20 protein-coding genes are annotated in these 25331 nt (G+C 50.0%); 4 read left to right on the top strand and 16 right to left on the bottom strand.

The features are described 5' to 3' along the window. Window positions 1–10 precede the first annotated feature (10 nt). The 9 genes from nuoI to lrhA form a co-directional block, all read right to left on the bottom strand. Entirely contained in the window at window positions 11–553 is a 543-nt protein-coding gene (nuoI, locus tag Z042_RS12490; RefSeq protein ID WP_024911399.1) for an NADH-quinone oxidoreductase subunit NuoI, read from the bottom strand. Window positions 554–567: 14 nt separating this feature from the next. Further along, window positions 568–1545, bottom strand: a complete 978-nt coding sequence (nuoH, locus tag Z042_RS12485) for an NADH-quinone oxidoreductase subunit NuoH (protein WP_024911400.1) — start codon at window positions 1543–1545, stop codon at window positions 568–570. After that, complete coding sequence (nuoG, locus tag Z042_RS12480) at window positions 1542–4277, bottom strand: NADH-quinone oxidoreductase subunit NuoG (RefSeq protein ID WP_024911401.1); 2736 nt, start codon at window positions 4275–4277, stop codon at window positions 1542–1544. The genes nuoH and nuoG overlap by 4 nt, the downstream gene beginning before the upstream one ends. Window positions 4278–4431: 154 nt before the next feature. Continuing rightward, complete coding sequence (nuoF, locus tag Z042_RS12475; RefSeq protein ID WP_024911402.1) at window positions 4432–5784, bottom strand: NADH-quinone oxidoreductase subunit NuoF; 1353 nt, start codon at window positions 5782–5784, stop codon at window positions 4432–4434. Then, a complete protein-coding gene (nuoE, locus tag Z042_RS12470; protein WP_024911403.1) occupies window positions 5781–6314 on the bottom strand; it encodes an NADH-quinone oxidoreductase subunit NuoE in 534 nt (177 codons plus the stop codon). The genes nuoF and nuoE overlap by 4 nt, the downstream gene beginning before the upstream one ends. Window positions 6315–6316: 2 nt before the next feature. After that, window positions 6317–8113, bottom strand: coding sequence for an NADH-quinone oxidoreductase subunit C/D (gene nuoC / locus Z042_RS12465; RefSeq protein WP_024911404.1), 1797 nt, complete (start codon window positions 8111–8113; stop codon window positions 6317–6319). A gap of 95 nt (window positions 8114–8208) precedes the next feature. After that, complete coding sequence (locus Z042_RS12460) at window positions 8209–8883, bottom strand: NuoB/complex I 20 kDa subunit family protein (RefSeq protein ID WP_024911405.1); 675 nt, start codon at window positions 8881–8883, stop codon at window positions 8209–8211. Window positions 8884–8898: 15 nt separating this feature from the next. Beyond that, the gene (locus Z042_RS12455; protein WP_024911406.1) at window positions 8899–9336 is read right to left on the bottom strand and encodes an NADH-quinone oxidoreductase subunit A; all 438 of its coding nucleotides are present in this window, start codon (window positions 9334–9336) and stop codon (window positions 8899–8901) included. A 703-nt stretch (window positions 9337–10039) separates the two neighbouring features. Then, the gene (gene lrhA / locus Z042_RS12450) at window positions 10040–10975 is read right to left on the bottom strand and encodes a transcriptional regulator LrhA (protein WP_024911407.1); all 936 of its coding nucleotides are present in this window, start codon (window positions 10973–10975) and stop codon (window positions 10040–10042) included. A gap of 852 nt (window positions 10976–11827) precedes the next feature. Between lrhA and Z042_RS12445 the strand changes: the two genes are divergently transcribed. Continuing rightward, window positions 11828–13042, top strand: coding sequence for a pyridoxal phosphate-dependent aminotransferase (locus Z042_RS12445; protein ID WP_024911408.1), 1215 nt, complete (start codon window positions 11828–11830; stop codon window positions 13040–13042). Window positions 13043–13150: 108 nt separating this feature from the next. Then, window positions 13151–13750 carry a 5'-deoxynucleotidase gene (gene yfbR / locus Z042_RS12440; RefSeq protein WP_024911409.1) on the top strand — a complete coding sequence of 200 codons (600 nt, stop codon included), beginning with the start codon at window positions 13151–13153 and terminating at the stop codon, window positions 13748–13750. Window positions 13751–13774: 24 nt separating this feature from the next. Here yfbR and Z042_RS12435 read toward each other — a convergent pair whose 3' ends face one another. From Z042_RS12435 to yfbV, 4 genes are all read right to left on the bottom strand, one after another. After that, window positions 13775–15610 carry an SLC13 family permease gene (locus tag Z042_RS12435; protein ID WP_024911410.1) on the bottom strand — a complete coding sequence of 612 codons (1836 nt, stop codon included), beginning with the start codon at window positions 15608–15610 and terminating at the stop codon, window positions 13775–13777. A gap of 95 nt (window positions 15611–15705) precedes the next feature. Continuing rightward, window positions 15706–16362 carry a sugar phosphatase gene (locus Z042_RS12430; protein ID WP_024911411.1) on the bottom strand — a complete coding sequence of 219 codons (657 nt, stop codon included), beginning with the start codon at window positions 16360–16362 and terminating at the stop codon, window positions 15706–15708. A gap of 115 nt (window positions 16363–16477) precedes the next feature. Next, window positions 16478–16972 (bottom strand): YfbU family protein, encoded by a 495-nt coding sequence (locus Z042_RS12425; protein WP_024911412.1) that lies wholly within the window; start codon window positions 16970–16972, stop codon window positions 16478–16480. 214 nt (window positions 16973–17186) lie between these two features. Then, the gene (gene yfbV, locus Z042_RS12420) at window positions 17187–17642 is read right to left on the bottom strand and encodes a terminus macrodomain insulation protein YfbV (protein ID WP_024911413.1); all 456 of its coding nucleotides are present in this window, start codon (window positions 17640–17642) and stop codon (window positions 17187–17189) included. 348 nt (window positions 17643–17990) lie between these two features. Between yfbV and ackA the strand changes: the two genes are divergently transcribed. Next, complete coding sequence (ackA, locus tag Z042_RS12415; RefSeq protein WP_024911414.1) at window positions 17991–19193, top strand: acetate kinase; 1203 nt, start codon at window positions 17991–17993, stop codon at window positions 19191–19193. Window positions 19194–19295: 102 nt separating this feature from the next. Then, window positions 19296–21449: a phosphate acetyltransferase gene (gene pta, locus Z042_RS12410; protein ID WP_024911415.1), complete on the top strand. Its 2154-nt coding sequence runs from the start codon at window positions 19296–19298 to the stop codon at window positions 21447–21449. Between the two features lie 370 nt (window positions 21450–21819). Here pta and Z042_RS12405 read toward each other — a convergent pair whose 3' ends face one another. From Z042_RS12405 to Z042_RS12395, 3 genes are all read right to left on the bottom strand, one after another. After that, window positions 21820–22515 (bottom strand): oligogalacturonate-specific porin KdgM family protein, encoded by a 696-nt coding sequence (locus Z042_RS12405; protein WP_024911416.1) that lies wholly within the window; start codon window positions 22513–22515, stop codon window positions 21820–21822. A gap of 379 nt (window positions 22516–22894) precedes the next feature. Further along, entirely contained in the window at window positions 22895–24184 is a 1290-nt protein-coding gene (locus Z042_RS12400; RefSeq protein WP_024911417.1) for an ABC transporter substrate-binding protein, read from the bottom strand. 15 nt (window positions 24185–24199) lie between these two features. Continuing rightward, entirely contained in the window at window positions 24200–25327 is a 1128-nt protein-coding gene (locus Z042_RS12395; RefSeq protein WP_024911418.1) for an ABC transporter ATP-binding protein, read from the bottom strand. Window positions 25328–25331: the final 4 nt, after the last annotated feature.

Genomic DNA, 25331 nt, shown 5'->3' with positions numbered 1-25331 from the left:
TCGCTTGCTCCTACGGCAACAGGCTTTTGACGTCGATCGGTTTGGCTTCGTTTTCGGCTTCGCCTTTGGCTTTGCCATCAATTGCCATACCGGCCATCCGGTAGAAGTTATATTCCGGGTATTTACCCGGCCCCGAGATCAACAAATCTTCTTTTTCGTATACCAGATCCTGGCGCTTGAACTCACCCATTTCGAAATCCGGCGTTAACTGGATGGCAGTAGTTGGGCAAGCCTCTTCACACAGCCCGCAGAAAATACAGCGCGAAAAGTTGATACGGAAAAACTCTGGATACCAGCGGCCATCTTTCTGCTCCGCCTTTTGCAGGGAAATACACCCCACCGGGCAGGCTACCGCACACAGGTTACAGGCAACACAGCGTTCCTCGCCGTCGGGATCGCGCGTCAGCACGATCCGGCCACGGTAGCGCGGCGGCAGGTAGACCGGTTCTTCTGGATACATCTGGGTTTCGCGCTTGGCGAAGGCATGCATGCCAATCATCCAAATGCTGCGCACCTGGGTGCCGAAACCAACCACTAACTCTTTCAATGTCATGGTTTATTCACCCCTTATTGAGCGTTGTACAAAATGACCGCGGCGGTTGCCAGCAGATTCAGCAGCGTCAGCGGCAGGCAAACTTTCCAGCCGAATGACATCACCTGGTCATAGCGCGGGCGCGGCAATGATGCACGGATCAGAATAAACATCATCATGAAAAAAGCGGTTTTCAGTGCGAACCAGATGAATGGCGGCAGGAATGGCCCCTGCCAACCACCGAAGAACAGCGTCACAATCAGGGCAGATACGGTAACAATACCGATGTATTCCCCCACAAAGAATAAACCGAATTTCATACCAGAATATTCAACGTGGTAGCCATCAGCCAGCTCTTGCTCAGCCTCTGGCTGGTCAAACGGATGGCGGTGGCACACCGCAACCCCGGCAATAGCAAAGGTCAAGAAACCGAAGAATTGCGGGATGATATTCCAGACTTGAGCCTGTGACTCAACAATCATCTGCATATTGAATGTTCCCGCCTGCGCCACCACACCCAACAGTGACAAACCGAGGAACACTTCGTAACTCAGGGTTTGTGCTGAGGCGCGCATAGCCCCTAACAACGAGTATTTGTTGTTGCTTGACCAACCAGCGAATAACACGGCATACACTGCCAGACCGGCCATCATCATGAAGAACAGAATACCGATGTTAAGATCGGCCACAGCCCAGGTCGGGCTGACCGGAACAATAGCAAAAGCCAAAAGCAAGGAAGTAAAGGCGATCATCGGTGCCAGAGTAAAGATCATCCGGTCAGAGAAGTTCGGAACCCAGTCTTCCTTGAAGAACATTTTGATCATGTCGGCAACCAGCTGCAACGAACCGCCCCAGCCGACACGGTTTGGCCCATAACGGTTCTGGAACAGCCCCAGCAAGCGGCGCTCCCCGAAGCTCATAAAAGCCCCGCAGGTCACCACCACCAGCAAGATCACCACCGCTTTCAGGACAGCGATCAGAATTTCGATCACCCCAGGCGTAAACCAGCTCATCGTGCAGCCTCCCGCAGATTCTCAACCGTTGCACCCACCAGTACCGGCGGTATCCCTGGCAAGCCGAGCGGCAAACCAACCTGACCTTGGCTCAGGGTTTCACTCAGGCGCACCGGCAAACGCAGCGTCTGACCAGCACAGCTGAATTCCACCAACGCCCCGGCATTCACGCCGAGCTGTGCGGCATCAGCGCTGTTGACCATCACATACGCCTGCGGCATACGCTGCTGAATGACACCTGAACGCTGCGACATTTCATCACTGCCAAATAGATGATAATACGGTGCCACACGCCAGCCTTCGGCTTTAAATGCCGCCGGGATCGCGGTGAAGTAACCGAGATTCCCCTCCCCCGCTTCGATCAGACGAATACCCGGATCGCCATGGCGCAGTTTGCCACCCACTTCGGCCTGGAATTTGTTCCATGCCTGCGGTGAGTTCCAGCCTGGTGCCCAGGCAAACGGGATGTGCTGCCGTTCTGCCAGCGGGCTGTTGTTCCCTTCCATTGAGAAGGAGAACATGGTGTCTTTATCCTGTGGCTGACGTGGCTCATGTACGCTGATATCAGCGCGCATCGCGGTACGGCCGCTGTAACGGTGTGGCGAACGCGCCAGTTTCTGACCACGAATGCGGAAGGTGGCATCGGGTGCCGCTTCAACGATCCCTTGCAACTGCGGCAACGCAGTCACACAGGCCTCAATCACATCGTCAAGCTGCGTCCAGTCAACCTGGCGGCTGGTATAGGTGGAATGCAATGAATGCATCCAACGCCAGCTTTCCAATATCACACTGTGGATATTCCGCTTGGCATCATCATAGTAAGCCGGGTCGTAGACCTGGAAGAAACGCTGCGCACGGCCTTCCTGATTGACCAACGTACCATCGCTTTCTGCAAAGCTGGCCGCTGACAGGATCAGGTGAGCTTTATCCATGATCGCCGTGTGCTGGTGGTCAGCAACAATCAGGTTACTGACCTTGGCCAAGGCAGCATCTACGTTCGCGGCTGGGGCGTGACGATAGAGATCGTTTTCCATCACAATCGCAGTATCCGCAGTGCCGCTTTCCAACTGCACCAATGCGTCATCCAGCGAACCACCGCCAATCATCGCCAGCCCCATGCTGTTGGCTGCGGCAGCCACGAAGGTGATCCCCACGTTAGCCCCACGGCCTTTCAGCGCTTTGGCAATGTTGGCTGCCGCTTCGATAATTGCATCACTGCCCGCATTGCTGCCGGTGATGATCAACGGCTTTTGTGCTCCCGCCAAGGCCTGCACGATCACATCAATTTTCTTGTTCAGACCAGCGGCCAGATCGCTGACCGCCGGTGCAGATTCATCCAACGCATGCGCAATAGCGAACCCTAAACGGGCCTGTTCATCAACCGGAGCGCGATAGTTCCAGGCAGCGATATCATCCAGACGGGTGTCATCCACGTTGGTGACAAACAGCGGGTGCTTGGCGTGCTGACCAATGTTCTGCACCGCAGCGATTTGCCAGTCGGCAACACGTTGGGCTGCGGCCATAGCGCGGGCTTTACCTTTTACCGCCTGACGAACCGACAGCGCGATACGGGCCCCGGTCTGGGTCAGATCTTCACCCAATACCAGCACCGCATCATAGCTTTCGATTTCCCGCAGGTTAGGCGTGTTAACACCGCTGTTTCTCAGCACATTGAGCATCAGATTCAAACGTTGCTGCTCGGCCTGATTGATGCCGGTATAGAAGTTCTCTGCCCCCACCAGTTCACGCAGCGCAAAGTTGCTTTCCAGGCTGGCACGCGGCGAACCGATACCGATGGTTTTCTTCGCCTGACGCAGAATATCTGCCGCACCCTGCATCGCCTGCTCGGCGTTCAGGGTGATCCAGTCATTACCACGCAGCTGCTGCGGCTGGCGTGGACGATCTTTCAGATTGACATAGCCATAACCAAAGCGACCACGATCACACAGGAAATAGTGATTTACGCTGCCGTTATAACGGTTTTCGATGCGGCGCAGTTCACCATAGCGCTCACCTGGGCTGGTGTTACAGCCGATGCTGCACTGCTGGCAGATGCTTGGCGCAAACTGCATGTCCCACTTGCGGTTATAACGTTCGGAATGGGTCTTGTCGGTGAATACGCCGGTCGGACATACCTCTACCAGGTTGCCCGCGAACTCGCTTTCCAGTGTGCCGCTTTCCGGGCGCCCGAAGTAGACGTTGTCGTGCGCGCCGTAGACCCCGAAGTCAGTACCGTCGGCATAATCTTTGTAGTAGCGCACACAGCGGTAACAGGCAATACAGCGGTTCATCTCATGCGAGATAAACGGCCCCAGCTCCTGATTATTGTGGGTACGTTTGGTGAAACGGTATCGACGGAAACTGTGGCCGGTCATCACTGTCATATCCTGCAAGTGACAGTTACCGCCTTCTTCACATACCGGGCAATCGTGCGGGTGGTTGGTCATCAACCATTCAACCACGCTTTCACGGAACTGCTTGGCTTCTGCATCATCAATGGAAATGAAGGTTCCATCCGATGCCGGTGTCATACAAGACATCACCAAACGGCCACGCGTATCATCCGCGTTTTGATATTGCTTTACCGCACATTGGCGGCAAGCGCCGACGCTTCCCAGCGCCGGATGCCAGCAAAAGTAAGGAATATCGAGCCCGAGGGAGAGACAGGCCTGTAGCAGGTTGTCGGCTCCATCTACGTCGTATTCTTTGCCGTCTACATGAATCGTAGCCATAGTCAGCATGCTTCCAAGTGGCCCGAAATCACCTTCATCCTTTTACGTTGCTGCTGCGTAAATGATTGGGTTATTTTCAGGCGTTAATTATAAAAACTTTTTTAGCCGGTACACTAAGAGCGTCATCGCTAACGCATCTCATTAACTCAACGAATTACCAGCGTTGTTTCAACAAGTTGTTTGGCTGAATGCCGCCAATCGCCTGGATATTGCCAAAATATTGGGTAGCAATACCGGCTTCAAACTCGTCACGGAAATATTTAATCGCGCTTTGCAGTGGCTCTACGGCACCTGGCGCATGGGCACAGAAGGTTTTACCTGGGCCAAGGGAGCGGCACAGTTGCTCAAGGGTTTCAATATCCCCTGGCTGGCCTTCGCCATTTTCCAACGCACGCAGAATTTTCACGCTCCACGGCAGGCCGTCACGGCACGGCGTACACCAGCCACAAGACTCGCGAGCGAAAAACTCCTCTAGATTACGCACCAGGGAAACCATACCGATTTCGTGATCCACCGCCATCGCCAGCGCGGTGCCCAAGCGGCTGCCCGCCTTAGCGATGCTTTCGAAGTCCATCGGCAGATCCAGATGATCGGCAGTCAGGAAATCTGTCCCTGCACCACCTGGCTGCCAGGCTTTGAATTTCAGGCCATCCCGCATGCCACCGGCGTAATCCTCCAGAATTTCACGTGCGGTAGTGCCAAATGGCAGTTCCCAAAGGCCTGGGTTTTTCACCCGGCCAGAGAAGCCCATCAGTTTGGTGCCCGCATCGTTACTCTTACCAGCGGAGATTCCTTTGTACCAATCAACGCCGTGCTCAAGAATGGCAGGCACGTTGCACAGGGTTTCCACGTTATTGACGCAGGTCGGTTTGCCCCAAACCCCCGCAGACGCCGGGAACGGTGGCTTAGAGCGCGGATTGGCGCGGCGACCTTCCAGCGAGTTAATCAGTGCGGTTTCTTCACCACAGATATAACGGCCAGCGCCGGTGTGGACGATCAGCTCGAAATCAAAACCGCTGCCCTGGATATTCTTACCCAGCCAGCCCGCTTCGGTTGCTTCCGCAATCGCGCGGCGCAGATGCACTGCGGCTTCGATATATTCGCCACGCAGGAAGATGTAACCCCGATAGGCTTTCAGCGCAAAAGCGGAGATCAACATACCTTCCACCAGCAGGTGCGGCAGTTGCTCCATCAGCAAACGATCTTTATAGGTGCCTGGCTCCATTTCATCCGCGTTACACAGCAGGTAACGGATATTCATGGATTCGTCTTTCGGCATCAGGCTCCACTTCAAACCGGTGGAGAAACCTGCACCGCCGCGGCCTTTCAGCCCGGCGTCTTTGACCAGATTGACGATCTCATCTGGAGCCATGCCTTTAAGGGCTTTCTCTGCGCCTGCATAGCCATTTTTACTGCGATACTCATCCAGCCAGACCGGCTGTTCGTCATCGCGCAGCCGCCAGGTGAGCGGGTGCATTTCGGCAGTACGTTTGATATCAATCATCATTTATACCGCTCCAACAATTCAACGGCGTTTTCCGGCGTCAGGTGAGCGTGAGTATCCTCATCGATCATCATACTTGGGCCTTTGTCGCAGTTACCCAGGCAGCAGGTTGGCAGTAACGTAAAGCGGCCATCAAAGGTGGTTTGACCCGGTTTGATATTGAGCTTTTTCTCCAAAGCCGCCTGAATGCCCTGATACCCGTTGATATGACACACTACGCTGTCACAATAACGGATGATGTGGCGCCCAACCGGCTGGCGGAAAATCTGGCTGTAAAACGTGGCCACGCCTTCTACATCGCTGGCAGGAATACCCAATACCTCTGCGATGGCATAAATCGCCCCATCCGGCACCCAGCCGCGCTGTTTCTGCACAATTTTTAGTGCTTCAATGGAAGCAGCGCGCGGATCTTCGTAATGGTGTTTTTCGTGCTCGATCGCATCACGCTCTGTTGCGCTCAGCACAAAGACATCAGCACCGCTTTGAGGAGCGGCTGCATTGATGGGCTCAAGTGCATCGTTATGATCATGCATAGTTAGCGGTCCACATCTGACATTACAAAATCGATACTACCCAGATAGACAATCAGGTCGGAAACCAGGCTGCCACGGATTACCGCCGGGATCTGTTGCAGGTGTGCAAAGCTTGGCGTACGCACCCTGGTACGGTAGCTCATGGTGCTGCCGTCGCTGGTCAGGTAGTAGCTGTTGATCCCTTTCGTGGCTTCAATCATCTGGAATGATTCGTTAGCTGGCATCACCGGGCCCCAGGAAACCTGTAGGAAGTGGGTGATCAGCGTTTCAATATGCTGCAACGTGCGCTCTTTCGGCGGTGGCGTAGTCAGTGGGTGATCGGCCTTGAACGGGCCTTCCGGCATGTTGTTCAGGCATTGCTCAAGAATACGCAGGCTCTGGCGTAGCTCTTCCACCTTCAGCATCACACGGGTGTAACAGTCGCTAGTCCCATCACCCACCGGGACTTCAAAATCAAAGTTTTCATAACCGGAATATGGGCGCCATTTACGCACGTCAAACTCAATACCGGTAGCACGCAAACCCGCTCCTGTTACCCCCCACTCCAGCGCCTCTTTGGCATTGTAAGAGGCAACGCCGATGGAACGGCCTTTCAGGATAGTGTTTTTCAGTGCGGCTTTGACGTAAGAATCAAGGCGCTTCGGCATCCAGTTGAGGAAATCACGCAACAGGCGATCCCAACCACTCGGCAGATCGTGTGCCACGCCACCGATACGGAACCAGGCCGGGTGCATACGGAAACCGGTAATCGCTTCAACCAGATCGTACACTTTCTGGCGATCGGTAAAGGCGAAAAACACCGGGGTCATCGCCCCCACGTCTTGGATAAAGGTACTGATGTACAGCAGGTGGCTGTTGATGCGGAACAGTTCGGAAAGCATAACGCGGATGGTGTTGACACGATCTGGCACCACGATCCCAGCCAGTTTTTCAACCGCCAGGACGTAAGGCATTTCGTTCACGCAACCGCCGAGATATTCGATACGGTCAGTGTATGGGATATAGCTATGCCAAGACTGACGCTCCCCCATTTTTTCGGCACCGCGATGGTGATAACCCACATCTGGCACGCAATCAACGATCTCTTCACCATCCAACTGCAAAATAATACGGAATGCGCCGTGCGAAGAAGGGTGGTTGGGGCCGAGGTTAAGGAACATAAAGTCCTCATTCTCCGTACCGCGCTTCATCCCCCACGCTTCCGGTTTGAACTTCAGCGACTCCATTTCCAGATCTTCTTTCTGTTTGGTCAATACAAACGGATCGAACTCTGTGGCACGCGCCGGGTAATCTTTACGCAGCGGATGACCTTCCCAGCTTTGCGGCATCATGATGCGCGTCAAATGCGGGTGGCCGTCAAAGGTAATACCGAACATTTCCCAGGTTTCGCGCTCGTACCAGTTGGCATTCGGAAACACTTTGGTTGCTGTGGGCACGTGCAGGTCTTTTTCAGACAGCGCCACTTTCAGCATGATGTCACGATTACGTTCGATGGAAATCAGATGATAAAAAACAGAGAAATCCGCAGCAGGCAGCCCCTGGCGGTGAGTACGAAGACGCTCATCGACACCATGCAGATCGAACAGCATGACATAAGGCTTCGGCTGTTTTCTCAGGAACGCCATCACTTCCAATAACTGAGCAGGCTTTATCCATACCACGGGCATTCCGGTACGGGTAGGCTGAACAGTGAAGGCTTCCGGCCCAAAACGGTTGCGCAGTTCGCCAATCACCGGATCATCAAGATGGTCACGGGTATGCCAGGCTGGCAGGGCGTCGTGCGTCGTTAAATCTGTCATAATTTTTTCACCACACCAAAGGGTTATTTCGCCGCAAGTTCAACTTTTCGCTGTATTAACCAATAGCGCACTAAGATGGACGTTAAATGAACGTCTTAAATCTCGTCAGGCGACCGTAAGTTAGTCACCGCGATACGTTCGCTACGCTTACGCTCTTTTTCAGACTGCATATTGGCGCGATAAACCCCTTGATCGCCAACCACCCACGACAACGGACGGCGTTCTTTACCAATGGATTCCTGTAGCAGCAACAGAGCCTGCATGTAAGCTTCTGGGCGCGGTGGGCAACCTGGAATGTACACATCAACCGGCAGGAATTTATCTACGCCCTGCACAACAGAATAGATATCATACATACCACCAGAGTTGGCGCAGGCCCCCATTGAAATCACCCATTTAGGCTCCAGCATCTGTTCATATAAGCGCTGAATAACCGGGGCCATCTTGGTAAAACAAGTACCGGCAACAACCATAAAATCCGCTTGGCGGGGAGAGGCTCGCAAAACTTCTGCACCAAAACGCGCCACGTCATGCACGGCGGTAAACGAAGTCACCATTTCCACATAACAGCACGAAAGGCCGAAGTTATACGGCCAAAGAGAGTTTTTGCGGCCCCAGTTCACCATGTCATGCAAAGCATGTTCGAGTTTACCCATGTAAACCGTGCGATGAACCTGCTGTTCCAGGGGATCGCCAACGATCTCCTGTTTTTGCAGGGGATAACGGTCATTCTCACCGTTCGGGTCTATGCGGGTGAGCGTATAGTCCATCTTAATGCCTCGCTGTTACTGCGGATGTCTGTTGGTGTTAGTGATGATACTTGGCTTGCTGAGGCGTTTGGAACGCGACGGAGTCCAGTCCAATGCGCCGATACGCACCAGATAAACCAAACCAGCCAGAAGCACCAAAATAAAAATGGCGGCTTCGATAAAGCCTACCCAGCCACTCTCACGAACGGAGACTGCCCAGGCGTACAGGTACAAGGCTTCAACATCGAAAATAACGAAGAACATGGCAACCAGGTAAAACTTGGCAGAAAGACGCAAGCGCGCCGAACCGACCGAGTCGATCCCTGATTCATAAGGGGTATTTTTAGCACGTGCCCGGGCTCTCCCGCCCAAGAAGAATGCACCTAGCAGCATGAAGCCACAAAGCCCGATAGCCACGACAAGAAATACGGCAAACGCCCAGTGATGAGCGATAACTTCAGTGGTTGTTGACATACTCTATGCTTACTCATCAAAAGTGGCCTGAACGCCCTGCTCTTGTACCCGGCAGGTTAGTGCACCACATCGATTTAAGGGAAGGATTAATAGCCACACAAACATACTGCTTTTACAGAGAGTTAGGCAGTCATTTTACTGTGGGCTTTTTACTCCTATCTATAACCTTTTGTCAACTTTGACAAAAGAATCCACACACTAATTTACATTTGCGCCATTTTATTAACAGATGGTGCGCCAGCTTAGGCTAAATCGTGTCAGTTAGCCGCTGTATAGGAACCAATAGGTATAAAGCAACATGCATATTTCAGTTTTACTATACCATTCTCGCAGGGTTTACCTGATGTTCCACTCACTACCTAGGGGTATTTTTTTGATCCAGAACACACTTCGGGCAGAAAACACAAAAAAAAGTGTGGCACTTTAACCATTTTTGTCAATTTGAGATAAAAAAATAACCACATAGGCCACAAAGAGCGCCACCAGCGGCAAGTTTTACTCTTTGTTATTACTGTATAAAAAACAAACAAAGCTAGCTTATCATCATTTTCAAACCATTCTGCTCTTTGAGAATAGTGGAGGAAATAACGCTTTCAATTAATAAATGGGCGAAACTTCACATAAATCGCTATATCTCTCGTTCTCAAACAAAAAAACCTCCGCCGAAGCAGAGGTTTCTCCATTAAATAATCCGTTTTAAGCGCTATTCTTCACTGTCAACCAGGTAAGAATCCTCTTCTGCCCCCACAGATTCCCCGCCGAAACAATACGTATCATTGCCATTTTGCACGGCACAGAAAATCGCCATTGCCAGCTCGTTTTCACACTTCATATCTTTACATAACGCATATTGAGTTTCAGGAAGAAGCGGCAAACCTTCAGCCGTTCCCAATACTCTCAAGTCCGAGCTCATCATTTCGATCGGACGAGCGGTAATCCCCAACCCAGCCTTACAGGCTGCCCGCACGGCGGATAGCGTTGATGCGACATAGGCAATACGCCAAGGAATACCGGCGGCCTCCAGGTGTTTGATCGCCATGGCGCGGAACGGACTGGGTTCGTCCAGCACCACCAGTGGGATCGGCTCTCCTGCCTGGAAATAATAATCAGCAGAGCAATACCACAACGTGGGTGATGTGCGTAAGACAATGTGAGGATGCCCTTCGGTATCCACAGTGGTGATCGCTAAATCCACTTCACCGTTTTTCAACATGTCGATCATGAACGGGCTGCGTTTAACCCGCACATCAATCGCCAGTTTGGGATAAACCGACGTCACACGATTCAGCAGAAAGGGGAGAATGGTATCAGCAGTATCGTCAGAAGCACCGATCCTGAGAACACCGTTGATATTGTTGTACATTAAGGAGGTACAGGCTTCATCGTTAAAGCGCAGGATTTTCCTGGCATAACTAAGAAGCTGAATACCGTGTTCAGTTAATAATTTATTGCGCCCATGGCGAGCAAATAACTCTTTGCCAACCAATTGCTCTAACCGCTGCATTTGTTGACTGACCGCTGACTGAGTACGACAAACGGCAACAGCAGCCGCCGCAAAAGTATTCAAATCAGCAACAGCAACAAAAGTTCTTAGCAGATCGAGGTCGAGATTAAGTATCGGACGATTTGCATTTGTCATAGTGTTTTCTTCACTTTTTAAATTCTAATTTACAAACTACCCTGGTGTATTTCTAAGGCGTTGCTAAAAAGGGCAAGCGCCGGACATGACAGTACCCCACTCATTAGATGAGGGCAAAAAATTACTTATATTTCGTTACCTCTATCGCCTTTTATCCATCATCTATCGTAATCGCTTACTAATACAGGGGTATGTAACAACAAAAAGTGCTTAGCCCCCGAATAGCCAGCGATTCCAAACATTGAAACCATCGCATTTCCTCAGTAATCGTGCAAGGTAGTGTGAGGAAAACGGTTGCTCTCCTTGTCATCTTTCGTACAGATATTAAGCTTCTTCCATGTATCACTAGAATCGTTGATTGGCTAATTTAATTAAATTCAACAATTAAGATTATTCCGCATAAAACCAAACGCAGTTTTACTTAAAAAATATTTAAGTAAATTACTAGAAACTCTTTAATACAATTTCACCTTATTAGGAAGTATTGTATTGCTGATGGCTATCGGCCATAAGATAGTTCTTGCATTATCATTTTTTTACAATTTTGAGAGGCTTCGTCTTTTGCTATACCCCAATACTACTCAGCAACGGAGATAAGATAATAAAAAGTGCATACATGGCTCATCGCACTTAAAACAACCCAAAAATCCATTAAAATCCACCGAATTAAAATTAAATTGCAAAAAAACCATTTCATATGAAACTTTAATCCAAAAAAAACCGCTTAAAGCCATTCATTTACACCAAAAACATATGTTACCCTTCAAAATAAAGGCCGCCGGGAGTACATTGAGCAAAGTGCGATGTTCCACGGTAGGATCATCCCCATCCCAGCAAAAGGCTCAATTTTTTATGTCTCCCATTGAGAAATCCAGCAAACTGGACAACGTCTGCTACGACATTCGTGGCCCAGTGCTCAAAGAAGCTAAACGCCTTGAAGAAGAAGGCAATAAAGTCCTTAAACTGAATATTGGTAACCCCGCCCCATTCGGTTTTGATGCCCCAGACGAAATTCTCGTCGATGTGATCCGTAATCTCCCCACTGCACAAGGTTATTGCGATTCCAAAGGGCTTTTTTCTGCGCGTAAGGCGATCATGCAGCACTATCAGGCGCGTAACATGCGTGATGTTACCGTTGAAGATATCTACATTGGCAATGGTGTTTCTGAACTGATCGTGCAATCCATGCAGGCACTGCTTAACATTGGCGACGAGATGCTGGTGCCAGCACCAGACTATCCACTGTGGACCGCAGCGGTATCGCTTTCCAGCGGCAAAGCGGTGCATTACATCTGCGACGAAGAATCCGGCTGGTTCCCGGATCTGGATGACATTCGCAGCAAAATCACTCCGCGCACCCGCGGTATTGTGATTATCAACCCCAATAACCCGACCGGTGCAGTGTATAGCAAGGAATTGCTGGAGCAGATCGTCGAGATTGCCCGCCAGCACAATCTGATCATCTTCGCCGACGAAATTTACGACAAGATTCTGTATGACGAAGCCGAGCACCATTCCATTGCCGCACTGGCGCCAGACCTGCTGACGGTCACCTTTAACGGTTTGTCCAAGACCTATCGCGTTGCTGGTTTTCGCCAAGGTTGGATGGTGCTCAACGGGCCAAAGAAACACGCCAAAGGTTATATCGAAGGGTTGGAGATGCTGGCCTCAATGCGCCTGTGTGCCAACGTACCGATGCAACATGCCATCCAGACCGCGCTGGGCGGTTATCAGAGCATCAGTGAGTTTATTCAACCCGGCGGGCGTCTGTATGAGCAGCGTAACCGTACCTGGGAATTGCTGAACGATATTCCTGGTGTTTCCTGCGTGAAGCCTCAGGGAGCGCTATATATGTTCCCGCGTATTGATGCTAAACGCTTCAATATTCGCGACGATCAGAAAATGGTACTGGACCTGTTGTTGCAGGAGAAAGTGCTGCTGGTGCAAGGTACCGCATTCAACTGGCCTTACCCTGACCACGTGCGCATTGTTACCCTACCGAGGGTGGATGAATTGGAAATGGCCGTCGGTAAACTGGGCCGCTTCCTCGAAACCTACCATCAATGATTTATATGGGCGCAGTTTGTTGGCTGTGCCCACGCCACAGGGTTTGCATAACCTGCCGCCACTGCTCACAATAATGGCTTCACTTGCCGTTGTATTAAAGAGAACACCATGAGCCAGAGCCACTTCTTTGCCCACCTTTCCCGTTTGAAACTGATTAGCCGCTGGCCACTGATGCGTAACGTGCGTACCGAGAACGTTTCCGAACACAGTCTGCAAGTTGCTTTTGTCGCCCATGCGCTGGCGGTGATTAAAAATCGCAAATTTAACGGTAACCTGAATGCTGAACGTGTGGCGTTGCTGGCGATGTACCATGATGCCAGTGAGGTGTTGACCGGTGATATGCCCACACCGATCAAGTATTACAATCCGCAGATTGCCCACGAATACAAAAAAATCGAAAAGATCGCACAACAAAAATTACTGGAGATGATCCCACACGAATTACAGAATGACTTTCGGTCAATTCTTGATGAGCAATATTACAGCGAGGATGAGAAACTTCTGGTAAAACAGGCAGACGCCTTATGCGCCTACCTGAAATGTTTAGAGGAACTGTCTGCCGGAAATAACGAATTTACGTTAGCCAAAGCACGCCTGGAAAAAACCCTACAACTGCGCCAAAGCCCGGAAATGGATTACTTCATGGAAGTCTTTATCCCAAGCTTCAGCCTGTCGCTGGATGAAATCAGTATCGACTCCCCGCTGTAATCATTATGGGCCCGAGACTCGGGCCTAAAACGCATACAACCAAGGCACCACCAGCACACTGACGATCATCACCAGCACCGTGAACGGCACCCCGATGCGGACAAAATCGCCAAATTTATAATTCCCCGGCCCCAATACCAAAGTATTCACGGGAGATGACACCGGCGTCATAAAGGCCGCTGAAGCCGCAATGGCAATAATCATGGCAAACGGATAAGGCGACACGCCCATTTCTCGCGCCGCAGCGATGGCAATCGGGGCCATTAATACCGCCGTGGCCGTATTGGAGATAAACAGCCCAATAGTGGCACAGAGCACAAACAGGCACACCAGCATGACACGCGGCCCAGCTTCACCAGCAATATCCATCAACCCTTTCACGATCAAATCAACACCACCGGTTTTCTGCAATGCCTGTGCAAATGGCATCATACCGACGATCAGAATAATGCTCGGCCAATGGATAGCTTTATAGGCACTCTCCATATCAATACAGCGAAAACGCCCCATCAACAGGCAGGCAATCAGCGCCGCTATCGGGTTGGGAATTTCATCGGTCAGCATCATTGCCACCATCAAGGCCAGGCAGAACAGCGCGTGTGGTGCCTGAGTAATAGCAGGAGCAACCTCATCCACTTCCGCAGGCAGATTTAGTACGATGAAATCATGAGTCTTGGCCTGGAGTTGGCGAATGGCTTTCCAGTCACCAATAACCAGCAGGATATCCCCCAGCATCAGCGGCTCATCAGCCAGCCTGCCTCCTAAAGTTTCACCATTACGGCGAACACCGACCACGTTCAGATCGTAACGGCTGCGGAAAGATGCATCGCGCACACTTTTCCCCAGCAAGGCCGAATCGGGAATTAATGAAACCTCGGCCATCCCCACGTTGCGCGCCTGTTCAGAAAAATACTCACCACGCAGTATCATGGGTTCCAGCAGTTGTTCGCTACAGAACTGGCGCAAGTCAATATCGCAGTCTGACATATCAATCAGCAGCACATCCCCTTCACGCAGTTCTGTGCTGCCAAAGGCACTGATCATGACACGCCGGAAGCGTTTCCAGCGCTCTATACCAACGACGTTGGCACTGTAACGGGCACGCAGATGTACTTCATCTAAAGAACGGCCAATCAACGGTGAACCACTGCGAACAGCTAAACGGCGCGCGCGGCCAATCAATTTATAATCCCGGATCAAATCGCGGAACGTCCGGCGTTGCCAGGTAACCTTGGTATTCTTCGCACCACCGCTATCGCCAAGCCAACGACGGGCGATTAGCATATAACCCACGCCCAAGAGCAACACGATCAGGCCGATTGGCGTCACGCCAAAGAAGCCAAAACCGGCAATTCCTTCGCGTAACAATTCGCTGTTCACTACCATATTTGGCGGTGTGGCCACCAACGTCATCATGCCGCTGATAAGCCCGGCAAAACTCAACGGCATCATCAGCCGCCCGGGGGAGATTTTCATTCTTACGGCCACACTGAGTACCACCGGAATAAAGATCGCCACCACCCCGGTTGAACTCATAAACGCACCAAGCCCAGCTACGGTGAACATCAACAGCGCCAACATTTTGATTTCACTGCTGCCCGCCACTTTAACTAACCAGTCGCCGACCTGATAAGCCACACCGGTGCGCACCAAGCCTTCACCGATCACAAACAGGGCGGCAATCAGGATCACGTTAGGATCGCTGAAACCCGCCGTCGCTTCTGACAGAGTCAAGGTACCACTCAGCACAAACGCGATGATCACCAGCAACGCCACCACATCCATACGCAATTTATTGGTGGTAAACAGTACGATGGCTATTAACAATAAAATCAGAACCCAAAGTAATTCGCTGTTCAAAATGTCCTCGCCTCGCAGTGATCCAGATCTTAAAAATTAACATAAAAAAACCCCGCAAATGCAGGGTCTAATCAATTTGAGGTAAAAAACATGGGTTAAGCAATAAGTTCAATGCTTACGCCTTGCTTTACCTTATTAATCTTAATCTGCTCTAACGAAAACAGCCTTAAAGCGGCCTGTTCAAGTTGCGGTGTTTCCGCTGGTGCGTTAACCGCAATTACCTGGCAACCAGCCGCCAAGCCAGAAAGGATACCCGCAGGCGCATCCTCCACCACCACACAGGCTTGCGGAGCCAAACCCAAGCGTTCCGCCCCCAGCAGATAAGCATCCGGGTGTGGTTTACCTTGTTTCACCAGTTCTGCGGTGATGAAAACCTCTGGCTGCGGCAAACCACTGGCCTCACGCCGAGCACTGGCGACCGGGATCGACCCCGATGTCACTATTGCCCAGGGAATACCCAGTTCATTCAGCTGCTCCAGCAGTGCGACTGCACCGGGCAGTGCCTTGACGCCATCGGTATCCTGCGCTTCCATCTGTTCCAGTAAATCAAACTCATGTTGGATCGCCGCCTCTGTCGCGCCTGGCATAAAATGGCGCAATGAGGTGATCGCCTGTTTACCGTGGATAAAAGCCAACACGTCCTGCGGACTGATACCGTGACGTTCAGCCCAATGCGTCCAAGCGCGTTCCACAACAGGTAATGAATCGACTAACGTCCCATCCAGGTCAAATAAAAAACCCTTACATTCCACAAAAAACCTCTTCTTACTTTTATATCCGCTAATACGCCAAGTTGCAGGTAGCTTGCCTTGCCTGCAACTCGAAGTATTCAAGGTATATCTCCGTTATCTTTCAAACTGCAAATCATCAGGCATTAATGATTTGCGCAATTTCAACGGCGCTCAGATGATATTGACGCGGGCACGACAGCCAGATTGCCAGCATACGCTGATACTTTTCCCACATTTTAGTTTGGGCATTAAAACCGTGGCTACCGGAGTCGAAATGGGTATATCGCCCTTCGGTGCTGACCAGGAAGCGTACATAGCTCAGGTAGCGCGCTTCGGTCGCCGCATCAAAACCCAAGAAGGCCAGGCGGCGTGCGTCCAGCCCTTGCCGATCTTTGAGGTTTTCCCAAGATACCTGTAACGCATGGTGCATTTCCATAATGTTGATGATGGTACGACATACTTCCTCGCTCATCTCACCAAAATCGCGGTCAAGTTCGCGCATCTGCAAACCGAAACCACGTTCGATAATAGTCTGCAAACGGCGGTAGCGCTCCGCATTATCGGGATCGAGCATGGTCATCATTTTGTACTGATTAGACAGGATCAAACGTTGGGCATTAGTCATTTCCATTTCATGTTCCTCAGTTCTGCAAATTGATGAGAGCATCGCATGACTTTGTTATGGCGTGGAATCACAACTCACACGTTCTTTGATTTGAACCGGGATTATCACGGAGATACGCCTTAATGCCCCATGCGTTTTGTCTTGCAGGCAACAACACTGCCCTCAAAAGGCACCAAGGATAAGGCGATCCGCAATCTGTAAATAATCACTCTTCTTGAAATCAGAGATCATCCAGAAAGGTTTTATCCAATTGCTTGAATGCACGTTTCAGCACATCAGCCAGCGCCTGATAAGTGGGCGCCCCTTCAACCGGTGCCAGCGCTTGCCCGGCTTCAGCCAGTTTATTGCATATCTCATGGAACCACTGCAATAAAGTCGGTGGCAATGGTGTAATTGAACGGCGCCCCAGCCACCACAACCCCTGCATTGGCATACTGCACGCAAATAAGGCCGTGGCAATGGCCGGGCCAAGTTCGCCACCCAAGGCAATCTGCCAGGCCAAGGTAAATATTGCCAACGGCGGCATAAAGCGGATAGCAAAGCGGGTGGCGCGGGTAATGCGATTTTCTGGAAATACGGGAGCCAGCCGTTTATCTGCAGGCCAGGTTTTCATGTAATGCTGCCCACGCTGGAAGATCTGGAACCAACTCACGGAACCGGATGGCTTACTCGTCATTGCATACCTCAAGGTGATTTATAAAAAGTATTTTACAAATTAACTAACAAAAAAGTTGAATCTTTAAATTTATTTTGTGTTTATTGCAGGCTATCGGTATCCTACGCCCGGCGCTTTGGCCGATAGAAGATGACCTAAAACCTGTCAACTTTTAACCCATTTAAAATCAAGATTACTTAAACCGCAGAGAAATCATCGGTTTTTCTATCATCGTGTATTTTCTGTAACTGGCATGATGTTAATCATAAATGTCAACGGCATTATGCGCTACGCTTGTTGTTCGATTGACGATTTATTCACCACGTGTTCTGGGTTCACTAACAACACGAACTATAAGTAGGTACTTCCATGTCGAGTAAGCTAGTACTGGTTCTTAACTGCGGCAGTTCTTCCCTGAAATTCGCTATCATTGATGCAGCCAACGGTGAAGAATATCTTTCTGGTCTTGCCGAATGCTTCCACCTTCCAGAAGCCCGTATCAAATGGAAAATGGATGGCGGCAAACAAGAAGCGGCTCTGGGTGCCGGTGCTGCACACAGCGAAGCGCTGAACTTCATTGTTAATACTATTCTGGCACAAAAACCAGAGCTTTCTGCACAATTGACCGCTATCGGCCACCGTATCGTTCACGGTGGCGAGAAGTTCACTGCTTCTGCCGTGATCAACGACGAAGTCCTTCAAGGTATCAAAGATTCAGTTCCCTTTGCACCACTGCATAACCCAGCTCACCTGATTGGCATCGCGGAAGCGTTGAAATCCTTCCCGCAGTTGGCTGATAAAAACGTAGCCGTTTTTGATACTGCATTCCATCAGACCATGCCGGAAGAGTCTTACCTATACGCCCTGCCGTACAGCCTGTATCGCGATCATGGCGTGCGCCGCTATGGTGCACATGGCACCAGCCATTTCTATGTGACGCAAGAAGCCGCCAAGATGCTGAACAAGCCTGTCAGCGAAGTGAATGTCATTACCTGCCATCTGGGTAACGGTGGTTCCGTCAGTGCCGTACGCAACGGCCAGTGTGTTGATACTTCTATGGGGCTGACCCCACTGGAAGGCTTGGTCATGGGAACCCGCAGCGGCGACATCGATCCCGCCATCATTTTCCATTTGCATGATGCTATGGGTATGAGCGTTGATCAAATCAACAAGATGCTGACCAAAGAATCTGGCCTGCTGGGCCTGACCGAAGTCACCAGCGACTGCCGCTATGTTGAAGACAACTACACCACCAAAGCCGACGCCAAACGTGCCATGGATGTCTTCTGCCATCGTCTGGCCAAATACATTGGTGCTTACAGTGCTCTGATGGAAGGCCGTTTGGATGCGGTGATCTTCACCGGCGGTATCGGTGAAAACGCCGCGATGGTACGTGAACTGACCCTCGATAAACTGGGGCTGTTGGGCTTCACGGTTGACCACGAACGCAACCTGGCCGCTCGTTTCGGCAAATCCGGCAATATCACCAAAGATGGCAGCCGCCTGGCACTGGTGATACCCACCAACGAAGAGTTGGTCATCGCGCAAGACGCTTCCCGTCTGACCGCTTAATGCTCCCCCTCACCGTCAGCTCAGGCTGACGGTGTTGTTTCAGAGCCAAGATTTGCCTGCGCGTTTACCGCAGACTGAAAAAACAGTGAAGAGGACTATTCTGTGTCACGTACAATTATGTTGATCCCCACAGGCACCAGCGTCGGTCTGACCAGCGTCAGCCTGGGTGTCATCCGCTCCATGGAGCAAAAAGGCGTTCGCCTGAGCGTATTCAAACCTATCGCTCAACCACGCACCGGCGGCGATTCCCTTGACCAGACCACCACCATCATCCGCAGCAACTCCACCATCCCAGCAGCCGAACCGCTGCGTATGAGTTACGTTGAGGGCTTGTTAAGCTCCAACCAGCAAGACGTGCTGATGGAAGAGATCGTGGCGCGTTACCACGAAAACACCAAAGACGCGGAAGTGGTGCTGATCGAAGGCCTGGTGCCAACCCGTAAGCACCAGTTTGCCAGCGCGCTCAACTTTGAAATTGCGAAAACCCTGAACGCAGAAATCGTCTTTGTGCTGGCGCTGGGCAATGATTCCCCTGCTCAGTTGAAAGAGCGTATCGAACTGGCCCGTAGCAGCTTTGGCGGCAGCAAGAACAAGAATATTACCGGTGTCATCATCAACAAACTCAATGCTCCGGTAGACGATCAAGGCCGTACTCGCCCGGATTTGTCAGAAATCTTTGATGATTCAACCAAAGCCAGCGTTGCCAACGTCGATCCTGCCCACCTGTTCGCTAACAGCCCGTTGCCAGTACTGGGCTGTGTGCCGTGGAGTTTCGATCTGATCGCCACGCGGGCCATTGATATGGCCCACCACCTGAAGGCGCGGATCATCAACGAAGGCGATATCATGACTCGCCGGGTGAAGTCTGTTACTTTCTGCGCCCGCAGCATTCCGCATATGCTGGAACACTTCCGCCCTGGCTCCCTGCTGGTCACCTCCGCAGATCGCCCTGACGTCTTGGTTTCTGCTTGTCTGGCGGCGATGAACGGTGTCGAAATCGGTGCCCTGCTGTTGACCGGTGGTTACGAGATCGAGCCATCAATCAAAAAATTATGTGAGCGCGCCTTCGAAACCGGGTTGCCGGTCTTTATGGTTGATACCAATACTTGGCAGACCTCATTGAGCCTGCAAAGCTTTAACCTTGAAGTCCCTTCAGACGACCATCAGCGTATTGAACAAGTACAAAACTACGTGGCAAGCCACATCAACACTGAATGGATCGACTCCCTGACGGCCACTTCTGAACGTTCACGTCGTCTGTCTCCGCCGGCATTCCGTTACGAGTTGACCGAATTGGCCCGCAAAGCAGGCAAACGCATTGTACTGCCGGAAGGCGATGAACCGCGTACCGTAAAAGCGGCAGCCATCTGTGCCGAGCGTGGTATCGCTGAGTGTGTGCTGTTGGGCAACCCGGATGACATCAAACGCGTTGCCGCTGCGCAAGGTGTCCAACTGGGCGCGGGTATTGAGATTGTTGACCCGGTTGCCGTGCGTGAAAAATACGTGCCGCGCCTGGTTGAACTGCGTAAGAGCAAAGGCATGACTGAGGTCGTTGCCCGTGAACAATTGGAAGACAATGTGGTTCTCGGCACCCTGATGCTGGAAAAAGGCGAAGTTGATGGCTTGGTATCCGGTGCCGTTCACACCACCGCCAACACTATCCGCCCACCGTTGCAACTGATCAAAACCGCGCCAGGCAGTTCACTGGTATCTTCCGTATTCTTTATGCTGCTGCCGGATCAGGTTCTGGTTTACGGTGACTGTGCGATCAACCCAGATCCAACCGCAGAACAACTGGCAGAGATTGCCATTCAGTCTGCTGATTCTGCTGCCGCATTCGGTATCGAACCACGTGTAGCGATGATCTCCTACTCCACCGGCGATTCTGGTGCGGGTAGTGACGTTGAGAAAGTGCGTGAAGCGACCCGTTTGGCACAGGAAAAACGCCCAGACCTGATTATCGATGGCCCACTACAGTACGATGCAGCCATCATGGCTGATGTGGCTCAGTCCAAAGCGCCTAACTCACCGGTCGCAGGTAAAGCCACCGTGTTCATCTTCCCAGATCTGAACACCGGTAATACCACCTATAAAGCAGTACAACGTTCTGCCGATCTGGTCTCTATCGGGCCAATGTTGCAGGGCATGCGTAAGCCCGTAAACGATTTGTCGCGTGGTGCTCTGGTAGATGACATTGTCTATACCGTCGCCCTGACGGCCATTCAATCAGCCCAGGCGGCCAACGCCGCAGGTTAATGGTTCGTTAAGCTACGCACCAAAGACAAAGCCCCCCAGAACCTAAACCATTCTGGGGGGCTTTTTATGAATATCATAAAATGAATGCGGATATTGGCTGTGCCATAATCAGGCATCAACGGGTATAAAGAACCATAAGCAACGGTTATCAGGGAAATACCCTGGGCCTGGAGCTAACCTACACCACCATAGTTGCTACCCAGTTATTGATCTATCTTCTGTGCGGCTCAGCAACCTGGCTTAGTAAGACGTTTGGGCTACTCGTGTGAAAAAATTAAAACAACGATACCGGGAAACCACCTGATATCTTTCAACATCAGGACATGTTTCCCGGTAATACATCATTAATTGTTACCTGGTATAGATAAAATTAGAAGCTGTAAGATACACCTACACGGTAACGAGTCTGGCGATTGTCATTAAGACTATCTTGTTTTACGTTACCCACTTCAATATAAGGTTTCCAGTTTTTATCCCACTTATAAGCTAATTTTACGTTATGCTCGTAGTCGGTTTTATCGTCATCAAAGATGACTTTGTTACTTTTCTTATAAACGAAATTGTATTCAGTCTGCCAGTCATCAAAGAAAGTATAACCTAACCAGAAATCACCACGGTTGGTTTTCTCGTCCGCATCAGATCCTTTTGACGTGGTGCGCTTATATTCATAACGGTATCTGGTCGCAACATAGAGATCTTTTGTCAGATTATATTGCGCACGCAAGAAAGGCCGGTAACCATTATTATTACTGTTAGATTCGATTGAGAAACCAGGCTGTAAAGAAAACTCGTCCGTTACTTTATACTGATAGCTGGCTACTGCTTCAGTACCATTACTAACCTGCTCGTGGAAAGGTTTATCTGGCGTTGAATCTGAAGAGTCTTGTTTCCATTTGGCTTCTAAAGAGAAACCAAATCCATTCGCAAAGCGGTGTGAAACCAACATACGGTTTTTATGATCACCTTTAGCGGTATCCATAAATTCATGACGTAGATCAACTGACATCGCCGCTGCGCTAAGACTCATTACTGAAGTTATCATCAGTGTTAATAATTTCAATTTCATTATTCCCATCCTTTATAGTTTAATTATATAAGAAACTACGCCCTAGAATAAGGAGTTCCTTAGAGATATTGAAAGAACAGTGAGTGAATCGTGTAAGTATTATCATTAACTCACTTTAATTATTAAAACTTTTTAATTACTAACGAAGGCTGACATGAATAATCCTTACTATTTACACCAAGGAAAATAACATCCCCCCTGTCAATAATATAGATACCACTTAATAAAGTGAATCATTATTAGTTTATATTTTCTTACATTATTACAACTAAAGTATCAGCTCAGAAAAATAAATGCTCTTTAGCCTATTCAACGCATTTATTCCCTTGTACAACACCCCCGTTATATAAGATAAACGGGGGCATCTATTAGCCGAGCTTTATCTCATTGCACGTTTCAGGATACGGTCACCTTGAGATTGGAAATCAGCGGCCGTTTCTTTAACCGTTTTCTTTCCATAATCGATTGACTGAATAGCATCCTGGAATAACACCACAATCTGTGGATCATCAAAATAAGGTGAAGCATTGATGGCATGTGGTAAAGATAAGGCCAGATTCAACCCAGAAACTGCCGGGTCGGTATCCTTAATGACACCGCTTTCACGCAATTGTGTCACCGCAGCCTTGCTCAACGGTACGCCACGCTCCAAGCCTAACGCCTCAACACCTTCTTTGCTGTTTAACAAAAAGTTAATCAACATAGCCGCTTCACGCGGGTGCTTGCTGCTTTTCGCGATCGAGAACATCTGTGCAGGTTTGAAGAACAAGCCTGCATCCGTAGCCCCTTCCAGCATCGGGTAATTACCCAACTCAAGTTTTGCTGGTGGTTGCAGGTTATCCGAATATTTCTTGATGGTAGAGTTCCACATGTAGGTTCCAGCGAACTCCCCTGTAATCCAAGGCTTCATTTCATACATATTGCTCTTGCCGAAAGAAGCAAAATACTTGGATGAAGGCATAACATGGCTATCTACCATGTCTTTATACATTTGGAAGAATTCTACCCACTGCTCTGGGGTATAGTTAAACTTCTTCTTCTCTTCATTTACGATATCAATATTATGCTTCTGTATCATATATGAACGTAACAGAGCGAAAGAGTCCTGGTGCTCAAGCACCACCGGATAATATTTATCACCCAAGACTTCTTTAAACTTCTTACCTGCTGCCATTAGCTCATCCCAGCTCTTGGGATACTCTACCCCGGCATTCTTCCAGGTAACATCATTGAGGTAGAAAACACGTGCGGTAACCGAAATCGGAATCCCGTTCAGTTTGCCATTCACCGTGGTCGTTTTCAGTTCCTTTGGATCAAACTGAGTCAGATCCAGATATTCACCAACCGTATTTAAATCATAGAAACCAGTGCCATTTTTTGAAAAAATTGGTAACCAGTTCCAGTTAGTTTGCATAACATCCGGCTCTGTCCCACCTGCGATCTGCGTGGTCAGGCGCGAAAGGTGACCATCCCAACCCGTATATTCTGACTTAACCTTGATATTAGGATTTTGTTTTTGAAATTCTTCGATCGCTTTCAATGTCATCTGATGGCGGCTATTTCCCCCCCACCAAGACATACGCAGATCAACCTGGTCAGCAGCAAATGACTGGTGTGCAAACATCGTAATAGATGAAGCAATCAGTACTTGTAATAATCTTTTTTTCATTGTCTACAGCTCCACTTAAAGAGAGATATTTTTTTCTGTTTTCGCATCAAATATATGGCATTTATTCATGTCAAATTTAAAGTAAACAGGACGATGTAACCCATTTTTGAGGATAGGCTTAACATCATCAGATGGGATACGGCAGGTTAATTCAAAATCATTAACCTTGAGGTAGACAAAGAACTCGTGTCCCATGTTCTCAACACGTACTAATTCACCCTGCGAGTGATTCCCTTCAAAAGGAGACTCCGAAATGGCGATAAATTCAGGACGAACCCCAAAGAACACATCTTCGCCCACGTGAGCAGCCACTTTCTCCTGTTGGTACTGATTCAATTCCAACGTGTAATTACCAACTGTCAGGCCAATCTTGCCGTCTTGCTCTACCAGCTTGCTAGGTTTGATATTCATTTCTGGCGCGCCGATAAAACCAGCCACGAACATATTTTTCGGGAAATGATAAAGGTTATCTGGCGTATCAACCTGCATGATGTGACCGAGTTTCATGACACAGATACGGTCACCCATGGTCATTGCCTCTGTCTGGTCATGGGTAACATAAACAGTGGTCGCTGGTTTGCCGCTTTTTTTCAGCTGTTTGTGCAAATCAGAGATACGGATACGCATCGACGCACGCAATTTAGCATCCAGGTTGGACAACGGCTCATCAAACAGGAAAACATCAGGTTTCTTGACGATAGCGCGGCCAACCGCCACACGCTGTGCCTGCCCGCCGGACAGCTGACGTGGCAGGCGATCCATTAACTCGCCCAGTTCCAAGATTTTTGCCGCTTCGGTGACCTGTTCTTCGATCTGCTCTTTCGGCAATTTGCTCAACTTCAAGCCAAACGCCAGATTCTCTTTCACCGTCATGTGCGGGTAAAGCGCATAGTTCTGGAACACCATGGCAATACCACGGGATTTAGGCGCCAGGTTATTCACTACGCGATCGCCAATGCGAACTTCACCACCGCTGATGGTTTCCAGCCCCGCCAGCATACGCAAAGTGGTTGACTTAGCGCAGCCGGATGGCCCGACAATCACCATGAACTCACCGTCAGCAATGGTTAAATTGATACCATGAACGGCTTTAAAACCGTTGGTGTAAACTTTCTGCAAATTATTAAATACGACTTCAGCCATGATA

It is taken from the genome of Chania multitudinisentens RB-25 (genome assembly GCF_000520015.2).
Lineage (GTDB): Bacteria > Pseudomonadota > Gammaproteobacteria > Enterobacterales > Enterobacteriaceae > Chania > Chania multitudinisentens.
The sequence above is the reverse complement of the archived record's forward strand: the minus strand, read 5'-3'. Positions and strand labels throughout refer to the sequence as shown.

Bases quoted from the DNA above. Each gene is read 5' to 3' on its own strand.
- nuoI (WP_024911399.1), bottom strand. From the start codon at position 553: ATGACATTGAAAGAGTTAGTGGTTGGTTTCGGCACCCAGGTGCGCAGC.
- nuoH (WP_024911400.1), bottom strand. From the start codon at position 1,545: ATGAGCTGGTTTACGCCTGGGGTGATCGAAATTCTGATCGCTGTCCTG.
- nuoG (WP_024911401.1), bottom strand. From the start codon at position 4,277: ATGGCTACGATTCATGTAGACGGCAAAGAATACGACGTAGATGGAGCC.
- nuoF (WP_024911402.1), bottom strand. From the start codon at position 5,784: ATGATGATTGATATCAAACGTACTGCCGAAATGCACCCGCTCACCTGG.
- nuoE (WP_024911403.1), bottom strand. From the start codon at position 6,314: ATGCATGATCATAACGATGCACTTGAGCCCATCAATGCAGCCGCTCCT.
- nuoC (WP_024911404.1), bottom strand. From the start codon at position 8,113: ATGACAGATTTAACGACGCACGACGCCCTGCCAGCCTGGCATACCCGT.
- Z042_RS12460 (WP_024911405.1), bottom strand. From the start codon at position 8,883: ATGGACTATACGCTCACCCGCATAGACCCGAACGGTGAGAATGACCGT.
- Z042_RS12455 (WP_024911406.1), bottom strand. From the start codon at position 9,336: ATGTCAACAACCACTGAAGTTATCGCTCATCACTGGGCGTTTGCCGTA.
- lrhA (WP_024911407.1), bottom strand. From the start codon at position 10,975: ATGACAAATGCAAATCGTCCGATACTTAATCTCGACCTCGATCTGCTA.
- Z042_RS12445 (WP_024911408.1), top strand. From the start codon at position 11,828: ATGTCTCCCATTGAGAAATCCAGCAAACTGGACAACGTCTGCTACGAC.
- yfbR (WP_024911409.1), top strand. From the start codon at position 13,151: ATGAGCCAGAGCCACTTCTTTGCCCACCTTTCCCGTTTGAAACTGATT.
- Z042_RS12425 (WP_024911412.1), bottom strand. From the start codon at position 16,972: ATGGAAATGACTAATGCCCAACGTTTGATCCTGTCTAATCAGTACAAA.
- yfbV (WP_024911413.1), bottom strand. From the start codon at position 17,642: ATGACGAGTAAGCCATCCGGTTCCGTGAGTTGGTTCCAGATCTTCCAG.
- ackA (WP_024911414.1), top strand. From the start codon at position 17,991: ATGTCGAGTAAGCTAGTACTGGTTCTTAACTGCGGCAGTTCTTCCCTG.
- Z042_RS12405 (WP_024911416.1), bottom strand. From the start codon at position 22,515: ATGAAATTGAAATTATTAACACTGATGATAACTTCAGTAATGAGTCTT.
- Z042_RS12400 (WP_024911417.1), bottom strand. From the start codon at position 24,184: ATGAAAAAAAGATTATTACAAGTACTGATTGCTTCATCTATTACGATG.
- Z042_RS12395 (WP_024911418.1), bottom strand. From the start codon at position 25,327: ATGGCTGAAGTCGTATTTAATAATTTGCAGAAAGTTTACACCAACGGT.